Raw genomic sequence first — 20,261 nt, forward strand, 5'->3', positions numbered from 1 at the left:
CCAAGTTTTTTTAATGCGCGACTTTATAAAAACGCAAAGTGCGCAAAGCTGAATCAACACAGAGCTTTGCGAACTTTGTCTTTTACGAGCTTACTTATTAAAAATCTTAGCACCTCAGAACCTTAAAAGCTGATTTAACCGCAAAGCGCGCAAAGGTTTTAAATGCATGGTTTTGTATAAACGCAAAGTTCGCAAAGCTTTATCAACACAGAGCTTTGTGAACTTTGAACCTCTGTAACTTTGAACCTTTGAACCTTAGTAACTCAGAACCTTTACTTAACTTTATAAACTTCTATACTTTTAAGCCAGGAAACATGGCGCGGACCCGTTTTTATGTCATTTTTACAAATCGTAATCATTTCTCCATTTTTTACCGGTTTACCATTTTCTTCAAAAAGAACATAGGCATTTTCTCCTGTTGGATTATTAAAAATCTCTGCCCAAGAAAATGTTGCCATATACCCATCTGAAGCTCTTGCTACAATATAAAAATTTCGGTCTTTATGACCGCTTTGCTTAATTTTAGCTTTCTCTAAAATGTCTCTTAGCAAAACTCCTTTACAAGTTTTATCATCTTTTTTAACTTCTCCGCTCTGGCAAACTACTTTAAAATCATTTATGGTTACCACTTTCATTTTACGCAATGAATCTACAGTTAATTGCAACGGAAACTCTACTTCGCCTTTTACTTCAATTTGATGATTTACCAGTTTTAAACTATCTTCTGGCGTAAGAACTGGATGTTTATCGTTATCCACTTTTGAAACTTTTTCACTTGCAACAGCATCTTCTTTTTCCTTTTTAGAAGAATTACACATCGTGCATGAAAATGCAATTAATAGAATAAGAATATAATTTTGAGTTTTCATATAAAATTATTTTTGATTTAGTTATTAAAAAAACGAAGCGTCACAAAAAAGTTGCGTCCTTCTTCGGGATATCCTTCTACAAGGCTGTAGTTCTTATCAAATATGTTATTTACTCCGGCATCGATACTAAAGTTTTTAGCAATTTTACCCGATCCATAAAGATTTAAAAGGGTGTAATCTGGAACTCTCGTTCCGTAACTAGTACTAATTCTAGACGAATTAAACTCAGAGTTAGCTATTAATCTCAGTAATTTTATTGGCTGATATTCTACCGTTCCCATAACTTTAGTATTAGGCACATCGGTAAAATGAATGGTCGGATCCGTCAGGTTATTTCTTTCGATATAAGTATAGTTAACATTAAAAGATAAATTCTGCAAAAGCACATAATTCACTTGTGCCTCAACTCCCATATATTCTGCTTTTCCGAAGTTTTGCATTTGCGATTTACCTGGCATAACATTACTTACATTTAAAATCGCATCAGTTAGCGAACTATAAAACACAGCCGTTTGAAATGTTATTTTGCTAAAAAGATTTGCTGTATAATTTATTTCATAGTTTACTGCTTTCTCAGGTTTTAGGTCTGGATTAGGAATCGCAGTTCCCATTCGGTATGAATATCGATCTTTAATAGTTGCAAATCGTGTTTTCTGAGAAACGGTTGCTCCTAGTTTTTGATTCTCATTTAGCTGATAAAAAAATCCTATTTGCGCATTAAAAGCATCGCTTGCACCTGCCGTTGGATAATCAGAAATTACTTTTGTAGTACTATTATAATCTTCAGCTTCTTTGTTTTTCCTGATATTATAACTCACTCCGGGAACCAAAGTAAATTTGTTCGAGATTTTATAAACATCTTCAATGCCAATCAAAACTGTATTGTCTACAAAATTACGCACAGGTTCGCCAAGATTATTTTCCCGATGCACATCTTCTTTAAAATGGAACGCAATCTTAAGGTTATTTTTCGGAATTATTTGTGTGTCATATTCTAGATTTCCTCCATACGTATAATCGTTATAATTACTCTGAAATGCATAGGGTTTAGTTTGGGTCGAATAGGTATTATCATCATAACTATCCAATGTATTTTTAAATCTATCGTAGTATATTCTCGTTTTAAAACTGTTCTTATCATCAAAATTTGAATTGGAGATAAAATAATAACTCTCTTTATCCCAATTAGGCCATTGCCAATAACGAGGTTTTGCATAAAGCGAATTCAGTACATCATCACCCGCATAAACAGGATTTCCTTTCTCGCCCTGCTGATTAATATAGCCTATTGCATATTCGCTTTTTTCGGTTGGAGTCCACCCTACTTTAAAGCTAATTTTCTGGTCCGTACGATAGGAATTGTCTCTTTCGCCTCCATCTTCGTTTTTAGAAGGAACATAATTAGACGACATTCTAAACGAGTTGCGATGCAAATACGAATATCCTCCCTGAACATAAAATTTCCCCAGATTAGAACCGATATTAATATTACCTTTATATCCATTGGAATTAATCATACCTAGCGAACCATCATATTCTAATATTCTCGAAGGTTTTCTTGAGATAAGATTAATTGCTCCTCCTAATGAATTCGGGCCATAAAGCACCGATGAAAATCCTTTAGAAACATCAATTGCAGCAAGGTCAAAAGTGGTAAATCGAGCCAAATCTACATAACCATCATAAGGAACATAAACTGGAATTCCGTCCATATAAACTGGAACTTGTCTTAAATCAAACCCACGAATCGAAACCATAGATTCATTTCTTGGTCCCGAAGCAGTTAAACTCACACCTGGAAGCATATTTAATGCCTGCGAAACATCCATTTTATTTTGCGATTCCATCTTTTTTGTCGTTACCCTATTTAGCGTATCCTTGGTTTTATTATTTTTTATAATAACTTCTCCAAGCATAAACATATTAGTAGGTTTTACCGAATCGACAGCAACTTGATTGTTTTGTTGGCATAATCCAATGAGCGGAAATAGTAAAAACATTATAATTTTTAACTTCATAATTTTAATTATTTTCAGTATGTTTTTAAAAGAACACTGATGATTGGCATTTTTATTTTTGATTATAATTAGTCAGTTAAGTATAACTCCCAAAAAAAAAAATTAACACATAGAAACATAGACTTTGTAAACTCAAAAGAAGGCGTTTCACTTATTTAAAATACACATAGCCATTCTATGTGAAAGAAATATATTTCTTTTTGTGTTCTTTTTTACACATAAAATCTATGTTTCTATGTGTTAAAAACCATTATGCTCAATCGACTATAATTAGTCAACACTTTTTTTCAATATGTTTTAAAATGAATACTGATTATTAAAAAATTTTAGAACCTTAAATTTTGAGCTTCTTTTTGAGCAAAATCTTTAATTCTTTTTTCGATTTCATAAAATACAGTAATTGCAGTTTCTCCAGCTTCAGTCAATCGTGCACCTCCACCACCTTTTCCTCCCAGAAGTTTCTCTACCAAAGGGGATTCAGCACGCTGATTCATCTCCTCAACCAATTGCCACGCTTGTCTGTACGCCATTTTCATTTCTTTGGCAGCATTGGTAATAGAACCCGTTTTTTTAATATTCTCCAATAACCAAATCTTGCCAATACCCAAAAAAGGCCCTTCGGCTTCTTCAATCCAAAGTCGAACTTCAATAGAATATTTTTTCTTATCTCCCATTTATCTTTTAAAAACGCATCTAAAATACTCAAATTTTAAGTAAAATTATTCTCTCAATTGCTTAAATATTTTAAAAAACAAAAAATTCATTCCTACCTGCAAACCACAAATTTATGTATTCCCGTTTTTTTAAATACTGATTTTTATCATTAATCCTATATCTTAAAAAATAACTTTGGTACAATGCACAATAAACGTAAATTTGCCAACTTATAATTCAGTGATAAAACCTTAGAATCTTTGTCACTCTGAACCTTTGAATCTTTTATAATGAAGTACAATCCGATTGAAATAGACGCCAAATGGCAAAAATATTGGGCAGACAATAAAACTTTTGCAGCCGAAAATAATTCCGAAAAGCCGAAACATTACGTACTCGATATGTTTCCTTATCCATCTGGAGCGGGATTACACGTTGGGCACCCGCTAGGTTATATTGCTTCTGATGTGTATTCTCGTTTTAAAAGACACCAAGGTTTTAATGTTTTACACCCGATGGGTTACGATAGTTTCGGATTACCTGCTGAGCAATATGCTATACAAACAGGTCAACGCCCGGAAGATACTACTCGTGTAAATATTGATGGTGGTGTAGATAAAGAAGGTAAACAAATTGCCGGATACAGAAAGCAATTAGATAAAATAGGATTCTCATTTGATTGGGACAGAGAAGTTCGTACTTCAAATCCTGATTATTACAAGCATACTCAATGGATTTTTATCCAATTGTTTAATTCTTGGTACAATAAAGATGCTGATAAAGCCGAAGATATTTCGACTTTGGTTTCTATTTTCGAAAAAGAAGGAAATTCAAACGTAAATGCAGTTTGCGATGATAATATAATAGGTTTTTCGTCAAGCGAATGGACATCATTTTCATCAGATGAACAACAAAAAATACTATTACAATACAGATTAACTTATTTGGCAGAAACAGAAGTAAACTGGTGTCCTGGTTTAGGAACTGTTTTGGCAAATGACGAAATCGTAAATGGTGTTTCTGAGCGTGGTGGTTATCCTGTAATCCGTAAAAAAATGACACAATGGAGCATGCGTATTTCTGCTTATGCAGAGCGTTTGTTGCAAGGTCTTAACGATATCGACTGGAGCGAAAGCATCAAAGAAAGTCAACGTAACTGGATTGGAAAATCGGTTGGAGCAATGGTTTCTTTCCGTGTAGTGCCCTCAGCCCAGAGCTCAGAGCCGCGAGCAATAGACGTGTTCACCACTCGTCCTGATACCATTTTTGGAGTAACGTTTATGACATTGGCTCCTGAGCATCCTTTGGTTGCTGAGATTACAACTCCAGAACAAAAAGCAGCGATTGAAGCCTATATCGAAAAAACTGCAAAACGTTCTGAGCGTGAGCGTATGGCCGATGTAAAAACTATTTCGGGAGTATTTACAGGTGCTTATGCTGAACATCCTTTTACCAAAGAACCTATTCCGGTTTGGATTGGTGATTATGTATTAGCAGGATACGGAACTGGTGCTGTAATGGCCGTTCCTTGTGGAGACGAAAGAGATTATGCTTTTGCAAATTTCTTTAAAGGAAAGCAAGGGATGCCTTCTATAAAAAATATTTTTGCTAATGTTGATATTTCTGAAGCCGCTTACGGCTCAAAAGACAATGTAGAAATTGCAAATTCTGATTTCTTAAACGGATTAAATTATAAAGAGGCAACTCAAAAAGTGATAGCCGAATTAGAAAAACTAAATCAAGGAACAGGAAAAATCAATTATCGTTTGCGTGATGCCGTATTTTCACGTCAGCGTTATTGGGGAGAACCTTTCCCAGTATATTATGTAAATGGATTGCCACAAATGATTGAGGCGCAACATTTACCAATTATTTTACCTGAAGTTGAGAAATATTTACCAACCGAAGACGGATTGCCTCCATTAGGAAATGCAAACGTTTGGGCTTGGGATACTAAAACCAATACTGTTGTAAATACTAACTTGGCTGATAACGTTACTATTTTTCCATTAGAATTGAACACTATGCCAGGTTGGGCAGGAAGTTCATGGTACTGGATGCGTTATATGGATGCTCATAACGAAAATGAATTTGCAAGTAAAGAAGCTTTGGCTTATTGGGAAAGTGTCGATTTATATATTGGTGGAAGCGAACACGCAACAGGACATTTATTGTATTCTCGTTTCTGGAATAAATTCTTAAAAGACAAAGGTTTTGCTCCAACTGAAGAACCATTCAAAAAACTGATTAATCAGGGAATGATTTTAGGAACTACTGCTTATGTTTATAGACTTGAAGGTACAAATACATTTATTTCTAAAAATAAGATTGGAGATCAAAATGTACAGCCAATTCGTGTTGATGTTCATTTCGTAAACTCTTCGGATGAATTGGATATTGAAAAATTCAAAGCTTGGAGAGAAGATTTTAATAGTGCCGAATTTATTTTTGATGAAAACGGTAAATATATTGTAGGTCGTGAGGTCGAAAAAATGTCGAAATCATATTATAACGTGGTAACTCCGGATGATATTTGTAATGAATACGGTGCTGATACATTACGTTTGTACGAAATGTTCTTAGGACCATTAGAGCAAGCTAAACCTTGGAATACTGCTGGAATTTCGGGAGTATTTGGTTTCTTGAAAAAATTATGTCGTTTGTATTTTGATGATAATGGTTTGATTATTACCAATGACGAACCAACAAAAGACAACTTAAAATCATTACATAAAACCATTAAAAAAGTGGTAGAAGATGTGGAGAGTTTCTCTTTTAATACTTCTGTTTCTCAGTTTATGATTTGTGTAAACGAATTATCTACACAAAACTGTCATTCTCGTGCTATACTTGAGCCTTTGGCAATTGTAATTTCGCCTTATGCACCACATATTGCGGAAGAATTATGGTCGTTATTAGGTCATACAACATCTATTGCAGCTGTTGCTTTCCCTACTTTTGAACCTAAGTATTTAGTAGAAAGCAGTAAAGAATACCCAGTTTCGTTTAACGGAAAAATGCGTTTCACTATCGAATTGCCTTTGGATTTAACCAAAGAACAAATCGAAGAAATCATTATGAAAGACGAAAGAACATTAAAACAATTGGATGGTAAAACACCAAACAAAGTAATTATTGTTCCTGGAAAAATCATTAATTTGGTTGGATAATAAATTCAATTTACAATATTTTATAAATTCCAAATTCCAACTTTTGTTGGGGTTTGGAATTTTTTTTGTGCAAAGTTTTTTTATTAAATTAAAATTCCCATTCTTAAAATCCCCACCAACATTGGAATTTTAATTTTTTTATTGAAATTTTTATTTTTGTTGTAACATTTTAACAACTCCTGTATCTAAAAAGCAAATTCTATCATTTAACAACTAAAAACTATTAAAATGAAAAAGTATATCTTCTTAGTTATCGCCCTTTTATTTTCAGCATTATGTTTAAATGTATTCGGACAAACAAAATCGTATCCGTTTGAAATTACCAAAACTGGAAAAGGAAAACAATCTATAATCTTCTTACCTGGATTTGCTAGTTCTGGAGATGTGTGGAACGATACAAAACCTAACTTCGAAAAAGATTTTACCTGTTATGTTTTTACAATGGCGGGTTTTGCAGGAGTAAAACCGCAACCAAATGCTTCTTTTATAAATTGGGAAACAGAAATAGCTAATTACATAAAAGCTAACAAAATAGAAAAACCAATTTTAGTAGGTCATAGTATGGGTGGCGGACTGACTCTAGCTCTCGCCGCAGATTATCCGGAATTGATAGGTAAAATTGTAATAGTTGATGCTCTTCCTTGTTTGTCGGCTTTGATGGATCCTTCCTTTAAAGCAAAAGAAAATAATGATTGTACGCCAATAATCAATAAAATGACAGCAATGTCTGAGGAGCAATTTTCTGAAAATCAAAAAAAATACCTTCCAAGACTTTTAGAAGATGCTACAAAACAAGATTTATTACTTAGCTGGAGTATTAAATCCGACAGAAAAACATTTGCCGAAATGTTTTGTGATTTTTCAAACACTGATTTAAGAGATAAAATCGCAACCATAAAATGTCCTTCACTCATATTACTGGAAGCTTATTTTGTAAACATGAAACCTGCAATCGAAGCTCAATATAAAAACTTAAAAAATGCTAATCTTCAATATGCAAACAAAGGATTACATTTTATCATGTATGATGACAAAGATTGGTATTTAGCCCAACTAACCAACTTTATAAAATCGAAATAATGGAGTTTGAACAGCTATATAAATCCTATTGGGAAAAGGTCTTTAGGTTGTGCATGGGTTACGTAAATGATTACAACATTGCACAGGATATTGCTCAGGAAACATTTATTATTATTTGGGAAAAACTCCACACTTTTAGAAACGAAGCCAATATCGGAAGCTGGATTTTTAGGATTGCATCTAATAATTGCCTTAGACAAATAGAAAAAGGAAAACGTTTTCCAAAATCAGAACTTCCGGCACATATTACCGAGGAAAAAGAATATTCGCTAGAACCACAAATTCAATTTTTGTACAAATGCATCGCCGAATTACCAGAAACGGACCGTATTATTATTTCGCTCGAACTAGAAGATGTAAAACAAGCCGAAATAGCTAAAATCGTAGGTCTCTCGGAAGCGAATATAAGAGTGAAAATTCATAGAATTAAAGAAAAACTAACTCTAAAATTTAAAGAAAATGGACAATAATATAGACTTTAAAGATTTATGGAAAAAACAAACCGTAAGTCAGCCCAATATAGAAGATTTACTAGCAAGATTAAAACAATTTAAAAAAGCTGGAGTATGTACTTTATGGATCACCAATATTTTGCTTTTTGCAACTTGTGCCTTCATTATTTTTGTTTGGTACACTTATCAACCGGAATTTATTTCGACAAAAATTGGAATCGTTTTAACGATTTTAGCAATGGTTATTTATTTGTTTTTTTATAATCAATTAGTATCAACGTATAAAAATATTGTTACCGCTCAAACCAATCAGGAATATTTACAGAAACTGATTTTAATTAAAAAGAAGCAACAATTTATGCAATCTAAAATGTTGAGTTTGTATTTTCTTTTACTTGGAGTTGGAATTTGTTTTTATCTCTATGAATATACATCGAGAATGGCGACTTTATGGGGCGTTTTTACTTACGGAGTAACCTTGCTTTGGATGGGCTTTAATTGGTTTTATATTCGTCCAAAACAAATTAAAAAACAACAATCAAAGTTGAATGATCTAATTGCAAAATTTGAAGAAGTTAATAATCAATTAGAATCATAAAAAAAAGCTTTGTATCATTACAAAGCTTTTTTTTACCTTAATGTTTTTATATAAATTATTGTGGAAAAAGATAAGGTGCAAGAGTTACAACAATGATTCCGTCATTATTTGCTTTTGCAGTAGATTCTTTTACTACTTCTCCGCCAACATAGATTTTAGCAGTTAATGTTTGGTCCTTAACGCCACCATGACCGCTTGCGCTGAATGTTATTCCTGGAACACCTGCATCTGCAGTAATTTGTTTAGTCCAAGGAAAACTGGTAACATCTTCATTTAGTGGACTTCCGCCTTTATCAAAATAAATTGCGCTAAGTTCTCCAGTAAAATTTCCTGTTATTTCATATTTTACATCTCTTGATTTGGTTACTTGTCCTGGCTCATTATCGTCGTCGCTACTACTACAAGATGCAGCTACAAAAACCAAGGTTAGCAAGAACATAATTTTTTTTAAAGTCGTTTTCATGATTGAATTCTTTGGGTTTATTTATATTTAATAATCATTTTAACAAATATAAACCTGAAGAAAAAAGATGACAATACCTGATAAAGTGTAATTTATTCTACCTGATATCAGGTAAAAAATTGAAAAAGATTTTGAGAAAAATTTAATTTTAATAAATTTGATAAAACACAATTTATGACCAAAATCGGCTTTTATTTATTCCTTATATTCTTCTCAACTACCACTTACTCACAAGTTATACTTTCTTTAGATGATGATACAGTTTATATAGATAGTATTGCCCGAGTTACTAAAAATGCTCAGTCTGATAGTCTAAAAAGTCTTTACAGCTTTAGATTATCTAAATTGTACCTGATGGTTCAGGATATGAAAAAATCTAAAGAATATTTGCAAGAAGCTAATAAACTAAAAACTAAATTCCCTTTCTTAAATGACGCTTCTATATATTATAATGCTTTTAGTTTTCTAGAAAAAGGAGATGCTGATGGTTTTGAAAAAACATTAGTTGAAGCCAACAACAAATTAAAAAAATACAACAATCCCGAAGCCTATAAATTGCGTGCCATAATACTCCAAAATTATGGTCTCATGCAGCAACGAAAAAACAATGAAAAAGGCTACATGAAAATATTGGTTTATGAAGCCATTCCTCTTGCAAAGAAAAGTGGCGATTACGAATTGATAAGTAATTTATACAAAGCCATTGCTATTATCTTCATGAATACAAATGAACGTGAAAAAGCAAGTGAATATTTAAGTGAAGCTCAAAATTACATCGAAAAAGCAACCAAAAAATCTCCTACACTAGCAGAGTCTAAAATGGAGACATATATTATCAATGCTGAAAATCTAGTAGAATTGAAGCGTTTTTATGATGCAAAAAAAACATTAGACAAAGCATATTCTAAATTATCAAAATATCCGGAATCTAATCTTAATGACTCTTACTTTTATGCAGAAGGAATATATTATGCTAAACAAAACCAACATCCAAAAGCTTTAAAAAGCTATGAAAAGGGAATTAAATCTGCTCAAAAGCATCAAAATCTAATTGCTTTAAACCGATTAAAATTTGCAGAATACGAGGTTCTTTTTAAATTAAAAGATTACGAAAAAGCCAAAAAAAATCTAGAATATCTTTTAGAAAATACTCCGTTTATTGTAGATAAAAAAAACTACTACAATGAATTGGCAAAAGTTTACAATGCAACCAAAAATCATGAGAAAGCTTATTTCTATTCCAATAAATACAATACTGTAAATGACAGCCTAAACAAATCTAAGTTTCAGAATGAAATCGTAGAACTTGAAGCTAAATATAAAAAAGCCGAAAGCGAGAAGAAAATAACACTATTACAAGCGCAAAACGATAAAGCTGCTTTATTAGCAAATAACAATCGTTTAAACTCTATACTTTTTGGTGTGCTATCATTCGTTTTATTTATTACGGTTTTATTTTTATGGATATTAAACAAAAATCAAAAAAAATTAAGTTTCCAGAAAGAAGTTAATCACGAACAAGAATTAGCTGCCCTCGAGAACCAGAAAAAACTATCCGTTTCAAATGCCTTGATAGAAGGTGAAGAGGTGGAGAGAAAAAGAATTGCAAGAGATTTACATGATGGTCTTGGTAGTATGCTTTCGGGACTAAAAATGCATCTGAATCTGGCAGAGAAAGATAATGCTACCAATAAAATAGAAATAGGAACTTTATTAGACAGCTCAATTAAAGAGCTAAGAAATATTTCTCAAAATTTAATGCCCGAAAGTTTATTAAAATTAAATTTAGAAAATGCTTTAAGAGATTTATGCATAGCCAACTCTAATTCAAAAACCAGAATTGAGTTTCAGTATTTAGTACAAAACCAGAATTTATCTAAGAATTATGAAATCATGATTTATAGGATTATTCAGGAGTTATTAAACAATACTTTAAAGTATGCCAATGCAACACAAATTCTAGTTTCTTGTTCTCAAAACCAAGATGTTTTTTTCATTACAGTCGAAGATAACGGAGTTGGTTTTAATGTATCTGAAATAAAAAACAATATAGGAATGGGTTTAAGAAATATTAAAAACCGCGTAGAATTCTTAAACGGAAAATTAGAAATTGATAGTAAGGAAAACAAAGGAACTTCTACCTACATCGAATTAAAAGTGAAACATGAAGACTTATAAAACTATTATTGTAGATGATCATCCGATTGTAATCTCAGGAGTTTCGGGATTACTCTCCGATTTAGATAAGATAGAACTTGTTCAGACATTAGAATCTGGGGTTACACTTCTTGATTATATTGGAGCCAACAAGGTCGATTTAATTTTAATGGATATTTTTTTACCTCTAATAAATGGTGTCGATCTATGTAAAACAATTAAGCAAAAACATCCAAAAGTAATAATAATTGGGATGAGCAGCCAGTCTGAAAGAAGCTTAGTTATGCAATTTATCCAGAACGGAGGAAATGGCTATATTCTTAAAAATGCCTCTTTCGAAGAGTTTAAACGTTGTATTTATAAAGCTATCGATGGCGAGATCGTATTTAGTGATGAAGTAAAAACAATTATTAGTCAGCCATTATCCGAAGATTTAGAATCTGTTCCTAGTCTTAGTCGCAGAGAAAAAGATATTGTTGTATTACTCTCCAAAGGAAAATCGACTCAGGAAATTGCAGATGAATTATTTTTAAGTTTCTTGACTGTGCAAACGCATAGACGAAATATTCTGCAGAAGTATAAGATGAAAAATGTTGCCGAATTAATGACGCATCTTCTTAAAAACAACCTTTTAAACTAAATATGGTTTAAAATGACAAAATGACATTTTTTTAATTTGGTTCAGAAATTGCTATTTATCTCATAACTTTAAACAATAAACTAAAAAACAAAAGATATGGGAATGAGTTATTTAATTCTTGCTGGAGCGATTATGTTATTTAGCTGGTTAGTTAGTTCAAGACTAAAGAGTAAATTCGAACAATATTCGAAATTGCAATTACAAAATGGAATGACCGGTGCTGAAATTGCCGAAAAAATGCTTGCCGATAATGGTATCCGTGATGTTAGAGTAATTTCGACTCCAGGTCAGTTAACAGACCACTATAATCCAGTAGATAAAACAGTAAATTTAAGTGAGGCCGTTTACAACCAACGTAATGCCGCTGCAGCTGCTGTTGCCGCACACGAATGTGGACACGCTGTACAACATGCAGTAGGTTATCAATGGTTAACGATGCGTTCTAAATTAGTGCCAATCGTAAGTGTAGCTTCGACTTATATGCAATGGATCTTGCTTGCAGGTATCCTAATGCTTCGTAGCTTTCCGCAATTATTACTAATTGGGATTATCATTTTTGCAGCAACTACAATCTTTTCGATTGTGACTTTGCCTGTAGAATATGATGCTAGTAATCGTGCTCTTGCTTGGTTAGAAAGTAAACGAATGCTTACACAACAAGAACAAGCTGGTGCAAAAGATGCTTTAAAATGGGCTGCAAGAACATATGTAGTAGCTGCTATTGGTTCGATTGCTACTTTATTATATTATGTCTCTATTTATATGGGAGGAAGAAGAAATTAATTAGTTCTAAGGTTCTAAGGTTCTAAGGTTCTAAGGTTCTAAGGTTCTAAGGTTCTAAGGTTCTAAGGTTCTAAGGTTCTAAGGTTCTAAGGTTCTAAGGTTCTAAGGTTCTAAGGTTCTAAGGTTCTAAGGTTCTATAAAAAAATCCGTTTTTTACAAAACGGATTTTTTTATTTATACGATTTTGTTTTGTAATCCTGCAAGGTTAAAAGAAACCTTACAGGATTCGTGCATTAACTAATTTCAAAGGAAAAAACCAATAAATAAGACTTATTAAGAGGATAAAAAGTGCTTTTTCATAAAACAAGAAAACAAATTATTCTTACATTTGATTTCTAAATTAATTAGATTTAAAATGGGGATATTTGATAGGTTAAAAAATGAGTTTCTAGATATTATCGAATTTATAGATAATAGCAATAACACTCTTGTTTACAGATTTGAAAGATTTCAGAACGAAATAAAGAACAATAGTAAACTTATTGTTAGAGAAGGCCAACAAGCCATCTTTATGAATGAAGGTAAGATTGCCGATATTTTTAACGCAGGAACTTACAATTTAAATACCCAAAACTTACCTATTTTATCTACTTTAAAAGGCTGGAAATACGATTTTAACAGTCCATTTAAAGCAGAGGTTTATTTTATAAACACTCGAAATTTCATCGACCAAAAATGGGGAACAAAAAACCCTTTAATTTTAAATGATGACCGTTTTGGAATGCTTGAAATTAGAGCCTTTGGAACTTATACTTTTAAAATTGTCGATGCTCAAAAATTCATATTAGAAATTGTTGGTACTGACGGGCATTTTACTACCGAAGAAATTAACGAACAATTAAAAAGCATAATAGTATCTCGTTTTACCGATGCTATAGGCGAAGCCAACTTACCTATAGAATCTTATGTAGGTAACACTAGTGAGCTTTCGGCTACCGTCTTTACTATCATGAAAGATGATTTTGCTGCTTACGGAATTGAGCTTAGCAAATTCTTACTTGAAAACACTTCTATGCCAGAGGATGTTAAGAAAGAGATTTTTGAATTAAGTCGCCTTAACAAGATTGACATGAAAAAGTTTACGCAGTATAAAACAGCTCAATCTATTGAAAAAGCTGCCGAAAATCCATCTGGAATAGCTGGAACTGCCTTTAGTTTTGGAACTGGTATGAATATGGCGAGACAAATGATGCAATCTTTTGAAGAGCCTTTTCAAACAAGCTCTTTCTCCTCTTTTTCGAGTCATCAGATGCCTCCTCAAGCACCACCGCCTTTACCAACAACGGGAATAACATATTTTGTAGCTATAAATAATGCGCAAGCTGGACCTTTTAACGAAAGTCAGATTTCGCTTTTAATTGAAAAAGGACAACTATTAGCAGATACTTTGGTATGGAATCAAGGTATGACGGGATGGGAAAAAGCATCGAGTGTTCCTGGATTGCAAAACTTATTTTCTCAAACTCCTCCTCCTCTACCTAACATCTAATTTATAAAATGGAAAACGCCGAAATTAAAAACGAAACATTAAAAGCTTTCGACTGTAATAATTGTGGAGCTGGATTAAAATATAAGCCAGGAACAACTACCTTAATATGCGAATATTGTAATACCAAAAATAACATCCCACAGGGACAAACGATTATTGAAGAAAATGATTTTGTAGCTTATCTTGAAAAATTAGAGTCCGAAAATTCAGTTGTTGAAGAAACATTGCAGTGCAAAAGTTGTGGTGCTGCTTCGACTATAAATATAAATTCAAAATCTTCGGATTGTCCGTATTGCAACACTCCATTAATGGATGGCAATAAAAAAGAAGATAAAACTATAAAGCCTCAATACTTATTGCCTTTTAAAATAGACAAACAAAAGGCATCTCTATTGGCTTATAATTGGGCAAAAGACACTTGGTTTACAAAAAAAATCCAACCGTCTTCTATCGATTTATCTGGAGTTTATGTTCCTCATTGGACATATGACATGCAAACCAGCACAAATTATGCACTGGAAAGAAAACAAGTAAACGGTAACAATACTTATACGCAATCTACTTCGGGGAATCTTTCTCTCTCTTTTGATGATGTTGTGGTTCCTGCTTCTGGAACTGTAGATGCGAGTTTGCTAACAAAAGTAGGTCCTTGGATTACCAAGAATCTTGTTAATACAAACGACCAATATCTGAGTGATTATATTGTAGAGAAATATAAAATAAGTTTAAAACAAGGTTTTTACGTAGGTAAAAGAGCTGTTGACGAAGCTATTCGTCAAAAAGTAAGCTCTCAATTTGGAATAGGCGGTAGTACAACAATTAAGTCTATCCAGAGTCAATATCATAATATAAAATTCAAACATATTTTATTACCACTTTATGTTGTTACTTATGATTATAATGGCAAAAAAAATATTCTTTACATTAATGGTAATACCGGAGTTGTAGCTGGCATAAGACCTAAGAGCCCTATTCATAATTTTTTTAAGAAAGTTGCAATAGTTCTTTTTATAATTACAGGTGCTCTTGTATTACTACTTATTTTATTGACTTGGTTCGGCGCTGCTTAATGGGATAATGTCTCAATGAGAAAATGAGAAAATTAGATAATTATAAACCCGATAGATCTAAAAGCCTATCGGGTTTGTTTTTTTTATAATCCTGCAAGGTTTTAGAAACCTTGTAGGTATTATTCTAATTTTGTTGATGCTAATAAATTCTGTATTGTTATTCTAACAATCCCCAAGCTTCGGGATAAAACTTGTTAGGTATTTTTTTATTGATTCTTATACCTACAAGGTTAAAAAAACCTTGCAGGATTTGTACATTATCTAATTTTCACATTAACACATTATCTAATTACCTTATTTTACTCCCACTTCTAGCCCTGATAGTAGCGGCATCCTTTATGTTTTTTCTTTAAAAACATAAAGATATAGCGGATAGCAGGAAATAGCTCCTTACTTCGCAACTCCTTATGGCAATTACAAACATTTCGATTATATTTGCATTTCGATTGAAAGACAATTTTTAATATCAATTCTAAAATTAAAATGAGACACACAAAAGTTAAAGACTTATTAAACAGTACTACGACGCTTCAGGAGGTTAATGCAAAAGGATGGGTAAGAACTTTTAGAAATAATCAGTTCATCGCTCTTAATGACGGTTCTACCATTAATAATATACAATGTGTTGTTGATTTTGAAAATACACCAGACGAAACTTTAAAGAGAATTACTACTGGTGCTGCGATTTCTGTAACAGGAAATTTAATTGAAAGTAAAGGTGCTGGTCAGAGTGTTGAAATTCAGGTTACAAAACTGGAAATCTTAGGAGATTCAGACGCTGAGAAATTCCCAATACAACCAAAAAATAAACCAAGTTTAGATTTCTTACGTGAAAATGCGCATTTACGTGTACGTACGAATATGTTTGGTGCAATTATGCGTGTACGTTCGGTATTATCATTTGCTGTACATAGCTATTTTCAACAAAAAGGTTTTGTGTATGTAAATACGCCAATCATTACTGGATCTGATGCTGAAGGTGCTGGAGAAATGTTTAAAGTTACGGCTTTACCATTTGATAATACTCCAAGAACTCAAGATGGAAAAGTAAATTATAAAGAAGATTTCTTTGAAAAAGAAACAAACTTAACCGTTTCGGGACAATTAGAAGGAGAAACGTATGCAATGGCTTTGGGTCAGATTTATACTTTTGGACCAACTTTTAGAGCAGAAAATTCTAATACTTCTCGTCACTTGGCAGAATTTTGGATGATTGAGCCTGAAGTTGCTTTCAATAATCTTGATGACAACATGGATTTGGCTGAAGATTTTATTCAGTACGTAATTAAATACGCTTTAGACAATTGTAAGGATGATTTAAAATTCCTAGAAGCTAGACTTCTAGATGAAGAAAAATCTAAACCTCAGGCAGACAGAAGCGAAATGGCTTTGTTAGAGAAATTAAACTTCGTTTTAGAGAACAACTTTAAACGTGTTTCTTATACGGAAGCTATTGATATCTTAAGAGATTCTACTCCAAATAAAAAGAAAAAATTCAACTATATCATTAACGAATGGGGAGCTGATTTACAATCGGAGCACGAGCGTTACTTGGTAGAAAAACACTTTAAATGTCCGGTAATTTTATTTGATTACCCAGCCAACATAAAAGCGTTTTATATGCGTTTAAATGATAACACTGAACCAGGAAAAGAAACAGTTCGCGCAATGGATATCCTTTTCCCTGGAATTGGAGAAATCGTAGGAGGTTCAGAAAGAGAAGAACGTTACGACGTTTTAATCGAAAAGATGAAAGCCTTAGAAATAGACGAAGAAGAATTATCATGGTATTTAGACACCAGAAGATTTGGATCGGCTACACACGCAGGTTTCGGACTTGGATTTGAAAGACTTGTTCTTTTTGTAACTGGAATGACAAACATTAGAGACGTAATTCCTTTCCCGAGAACTCCTGGAAATGCAGAGTTTTAATAAAAAGTTCCTAAGATGCTAAGGCACTAAGGTTCTAAGTTTTTAAAACAAGAAAAATATTTTAAACGAATTTTAATTCAACACTATAATGATACTTAGTGCCTCAGAGCCTTAGTAACTTAGTCACTTTTTTATGCTAAAGCAATTTTTAAATTTAAAATTATCTCAGAAATTATCTCCTCAGCAAATTCAGTTGATGAAGTTAATTCAATTGCCTACGCAAGCTTTTGAGCAACGTTTATTAGAAGAAATGAACGAAAATCCGGCTCTTGAAGCTGGAAAAGAAGAAGAGTACGAAGCTGACGAATTTGCTAATGAAGAATACGATGATTATGATGATGCTGAATCGGACAGAATCGAAGCAGACGACATTAACATCGACGAATATTTAAGCGACGACGATACTCCGGATTATAAAACGCAAGCCAATAATTATAGTGATGACGACCAGGAACGCGAAACTCCATTTGCATCGCCTGTTAGTTTTCATCAGGATTTAATTAATCAGTTAAATACTTTTATCTTAAATGATGAAGAGCGTGAAATAGCCGAATTCCTTGTAGGAAGCATCGATGATATGGGTTACATACGAAGAAGTATTCCCGATATTGTAGATGATATGGCATTTACGCAAGGTATTTATACCGATGAGGCAATGGTCGAAAAAATGCTGAATGTAATTCACGAACTAGAACCTTCGGGCGTTGGTGCACGTGATTTGCAGGAATGTTTATTGCTACAATTAAAACATAGAACTCCAACAGAATACGTAGAATTGGCAATTGATATTATCGAAAACCAATTTGATGCTTTTACCAAAAAGCACTACGATAAACTGTTACAAAAATATAATGTTTCGAATGAGCAACTTAAAAAAGCAGTTCATGAAATAGAAAAATTAAATCCTAAACCAGGTGGTGCATTTACAGGAAACAATAAAGTTACCGAGAATGTAGTTCCCGATTTTGCGATACGTATTGTTGACGGCGAGCTTGAATTGACCTTAAACGGAAGAAATGCTCCATCGTTACACGTTTCTAAAGATTATCAGGAAATGATGCAAACGTATAAGGATTCCAGAGATAAATCGACAGCTCAAAAAGATGCTGTACAGTTTATAAAACAAAAACTGGATTCGGCTAAATGGTTTATCGACGCAATCAGACAACGTCAGGAAACATTATTTGTAACCATGAATGCGATTATGCATTATCAGGAAGAATACTTCCTGGATGGTGACGAAACCAAACTAAAACCGATGATTCTTAAAGATATCGCCGATATGGTTGGGTTGGATATTTCGACAATTTCGCGTGTTGCAAACAGTAAATATGTTGAAACTCCTTATGGAACAAAACTGATAAAAGAATTCTTCTCGGAAGCAATGAAGAATGATCAGGGCGAAGATGTGTCAACTCTAGAAATCAAGAAGATTTTACAAAATACAATCGAAGAAGAAGACAAAAGAAAACCTCTTCCTGATGATCAGCTTGCCGAAATTCTAAAAGAAAAAGGATATCCTATTGCTCGAAGAACTATTGCAAAATATCGTGAGCAACTTGATATTCCTGTAGCAAGAATGCGTAAAAAAATGTAATTATTTTTTTTACCATTAAGAAATTAAGAAAATTAAAGTTTTAATTCTTCTATTAATTAAACATAAAAAGAAACCCGACAATTAATTAATAATTGTCGGGTTTCTTTTTTGTAATTTCTTTATTTATACTGCTCAGGAATTATTTTTATCTTGAATAAAAACTCATTCTTTTTATCGTTATAACTATAAATCAGAGTAAAATTATTATCTCTAAAATCCTTAAGTCCCGGATTTGCCTTGGCAGTACTTAGCAAACTTTCTTCGATGTTCTTGCTTAAAGCACCAACATCTGTAGTTTCTTTGTCGTTATTTACTAAGGTTAAATTATATTGAGCAACTCTTTCCTGAATTAAACTAACGCTATCTAAACGGATTCCTTCCTGAATCGTTAATGGACAATTTTTATTGTACTTATTAACCAATTCTGTCATATGTTTATCGACAGCAGATGGTCCTTTAAAAAAATAATACTGAATTAAATTTGCACAAATTGCCAGAATCGCCACAATTACAACTGCTATTATTACTTGCGTAATTACTTTTCTTTTCTTGCTTTTTTCCTGCATTATTATTTATTTAGTTATTGTTTCCAGAAAAATAGTAAGTCTATTTTTCCTGATTCTTTTTCATCGCATTATAATAAGCTGCACGGCTTAACGGCTCATATTCTTCGGTTTCGCCTAACATAACCAATTTATCATTGTCGGTTTTACGGAAACTATAATTAGCCAGATTTCCTGTTCTTGTACAAACAGCGTGAACTTTAGTTACATATTCGGCTGTAGCCATAAGTCCCGGCATTGGCCCAAACGGATTTCCTTTAAAATCCATGTCCAATCCTGCTACAATTACACGAATTCCCTGATTAGCAAGGTCGTTACAAACGGTAATAATTTCGTCGTCAAAAAACTGAGCTTCATCAATCCCGATAACATCACAGCCTTGTGCAAGAATAGCAATATTTGCTGCTGCAGGAACTGGTGTTGAACGAATTTCGTTTGCATCATGCGACACAACCATTTCGTCATGATAACGGGTATCAATAGCTGGTTTAAAAATTTCGACCTTTTGCTTGGCGAATTGAGCTCGTTTTAATCTGCGGATTAATTCTTCGGTTTTACCCGAAAACATTGACCCACAAATAACTTCAATCCATCCAAATTGTTCTTTGTGATTTACTGTATTTTCGAGAAACATTTTGTATTTTTCTACCTTTAAAGATGAATAGTTTTTATTACTTTGTACTGGTAATAAATCAACATAAAAATTCGATACTTTTACGTTTTTTC

General features: G+C 32.8%; 17 protein-coding genes. 11 read left to right on the forward strand and 6 right to left on the reverse strand.

The genetic code is table 11. From position 1 onward, the window contains the following. Nucleotides 1-272: 272 nt before the first annotated feature. The 3 genes from OA93_RS19100 to OA93_RS19110 all read right to left on the reverse strand — a co-directional run bounded on the left by OA93_RS19100 (nucleotide 273) and on the right by OA93_RS19110 (nucleotide 3,561). Nucleotides 273-869, reverse strand: coding sequence for a molybdopterin-dependent oxidoreductase (locus OA93_RS19100; RefSeq protein ID WP_039115416.1), 597 nt, complete (start codon nucleotides 867-869; stop codon nucleotides 273-275). 17 nt (nucleotides 870-886) lie between these two features. Then, a complete protein-coding gene (locus tag OA93_RS19105; protein WP_039115418.1) occupies nucleotides 887-2,887 on the reverse strand; it encodes a TonB-dependent receptor in 2,001 nt (666 codons plus the stop codon). A 326-nt stretch (nucleotides 2,888-3,213) separates the two neighbouring features. Beyond that, entirely contained in the window at nucleotides 3,214-3,561 is a 348-nt protein-coding gene (locus tag OA93_RS19110; RefSeq protein WP_039115420.1) for a LysR family transcriptional regulator, read from the reverse strand. Nucleotides 3,562-3,831: 270 nt separating this feature from the next. Between OA93_RS19110 and leuS the strand changes: the two genes are divergently transcribed. The 4 genes from leuS (at nucleotide 3,832) to OA93_RS19130 (ending at nucleotide 8,841) form a co-directional block, all read left to right on the forward strand. After that, complete coding sequence (gene leuS, locus OA93_RS19115) at nucleotides 3,832-6,711, forward strand: leucine--tRNA ligase (RefSeq protein ID WP_039115421.1); 2,880 nt, start codon at nucleotides 3,832-3,834, stop codon at nucleotides 6,709-6,711. Between the two features lie 228 nt (nucleotides 6,712-6,939). Continuing rightward, nucleotides 6,940-7,791, forward strand: a complete 852-nt coding sequence (locus OA93_RS19120; RefSeq protein WP_082001850.1) for an alpha/beta hydrolase — start codon at nucleotides 6,940-6,942, stop codon at nucleotides 7,789-7,791. Next, a complete protein-coding gene (locus tag OA93_RS19125) occupies nucleotides 7,791-8,261 on the forward strand; it encodes an RNA polymerase sigma factor (RefSeq protein WP_039115423.1) in 471 nt (156 codons plus the stop codon). The genes OA93_RS19120 and OA93_RS19125 overlap by 1 nt, the downstream gene beginning before the upstream one ends. Beyond that, nucleotides 8,251-8,841, forward strand: coding sequence for a hypothetical protein (locus OA93_RS19130; RefSeq protein WP_039115424.1), 591 nt, complete (start codon nucleotides 8,251-8,253; stop codon nucleotides 8,839-8,841). Before OA93_RS19125 ends, OA93_RS19130 begins: the two co-directional genes overlap by 11 nt. Nucleotides 8,842-8,896: 55 nt before the next feature. Here the strand turns inward: OA93_RS19130 and OA93_RS19135 are convergent, their stop codons facing one another. After that, the gene (locus tag OA93_RS19135; RefSeq protein WP_039115426.1) at nucleotides 8,897-9,304 is read right to left on the reverse strand and encodes an MmpS family transport accessory protein; all 408 of its coding nucleotides are present in this window, start codon (nucleotides 9,302-9,304) and stop codon (nucleotides 8,897-8,899) included. A 174-nt stretch (nucleotides 9,305-9,478) separates the two neighbouring features. Here OA93_RS19135 and OA93_RS19140 point away from each other — a divergent pair, with 174 nt between their 5' ends. The 7 genes from OA93_RS19140 to rpoN all read left to right on the forward strand — a co-directional run bounded on the left by OA93_RS19140 (nucleotide 9,479) and on the right by rpoN (nucleotide 18,972). Next, nucleotides 9,479-11,482, forward strand: coding sequence for an ATP-binding protein (locus tag OA93_RS19140; protein WP_039115428.1), 2,004 nt, complete (start codon nucleotides 9,479-9,481; stop codon nucleotides 11,480-11,482). Beyond that, the gene (locus OA93_RS19145; RefSeq protein ID WP_039115429.1) at nucleotides 11,469-12,101 is read left to right on the forward strand and encodes a response regulator transcription factor; all 633 of its coding nucleotides are present in this window, start codon (nucleotides 11,469-11,471) and stop codon (nucleotides 12,099-12,101) included. Before OA93_RS19140 ends, OA93_RS19145 begins: the two co-directional genes overlap by 14 nt. A 96-nt stretch (nucleotides 12,102-12,197) precedes the next feature. Then, nucleotides 12,198-12,884 carry a zinc metallopeptidase gene (locus tag OA93_RS19150; protein WP_117590101.1) on the forward strand — a complete coding sequence of 229 codons (687 nt, stop codon included), beginning with the start codon at nucleotides 12,198-12,200 and terminating at the stop codon, nucleotides 12,882-12,884. A 355-nt stretch (nucleotides 12,885-13,239) separates the two neighbouring features. After that, a complete protein-coding gene (locus tag OA93_RS19155; protein ID WP_039115431.1) occupies nucleotides 13,240-14,373 on the forward strand; it encodes an SPFH domain-containing protein in 1,134 nt (377 codons plus the stop codon). Nucleotides 14,374-14,381: 8 nt separating this feature from the next. Further along, entirely contained in the window at nucleotides 14,382-15,443 is a 1,062-nt protein-coding gene (locus OA93_RS19160) for a hypothetical protein (protein WP_039115433.1), read from the forward strand. Nucleotides 15,444-15,926: 483 nt separating this feature from the next. Beyond that, a complete protein-coding gene (gene asnS / locus OA93_RS19165; protein ID WP_039115434.1) occupies nucleotides 15,927-17,375 on the forward strand; it encodes an asparagine--tRNA ligase in 1,449 nt (482 codons plus the stop codon). A 133-nt stretch (nucleotides 17,376-17,508) separates the two neighbouring features. Beyond that, a complete protein-coding gene (rpoN, locus tag OA93_RS19170; protein ID WP_039115436.1) occupies nucleotides 17,509-18,972 on the forward strand; it encodes an RNA polymerase factor sigma-54 in 1,464 nt (487 codons plus the stop codon). Between the two features lie 119 nt (nucleotides 18,973-19,091). Here the strand turns inward: rpoN and OA93_RS19175 are convergent, their stop codons facing one another. Next, the gene (locus tag OA93_RS19175; protein WP_039115438.1) at nucleotides 19,092-19,538 is read right to left on the reverse strand and encodes a hypothetical protein; all 447 of its coding nucleotides are present in this window, start codon (nucleotides 19,536-19,538) and stop codon (nucleotides 19,092-19,094) included. Between the two features lie 40 nt (nucleotides 19,539-19,578). Next, nucleotides 19,579-20,169 (reverse strand): thymidine kinase, encoded by a 591-nt coding sequence (locus tag OA93_RS19180; protein WP_039115440.1) that lies wholly within the window; start codon nucleotides 20,167-20,169, stop codon nucleotides 19,579-19,581. Between the last annotated feature and the right edge of the window lie 92 nt (nucleotides 20,170-20,261).

This window comes from Flavobacterium sp. KMS (assembly GCF_000813005.1).
In the GTDB taxonomy this organism is placed as follows: domain Bacteria; phylum Bacteroidota; class Bacteroidia; order Flavobacteriales; family Flavobacteriaceae; genus Flavobacterium.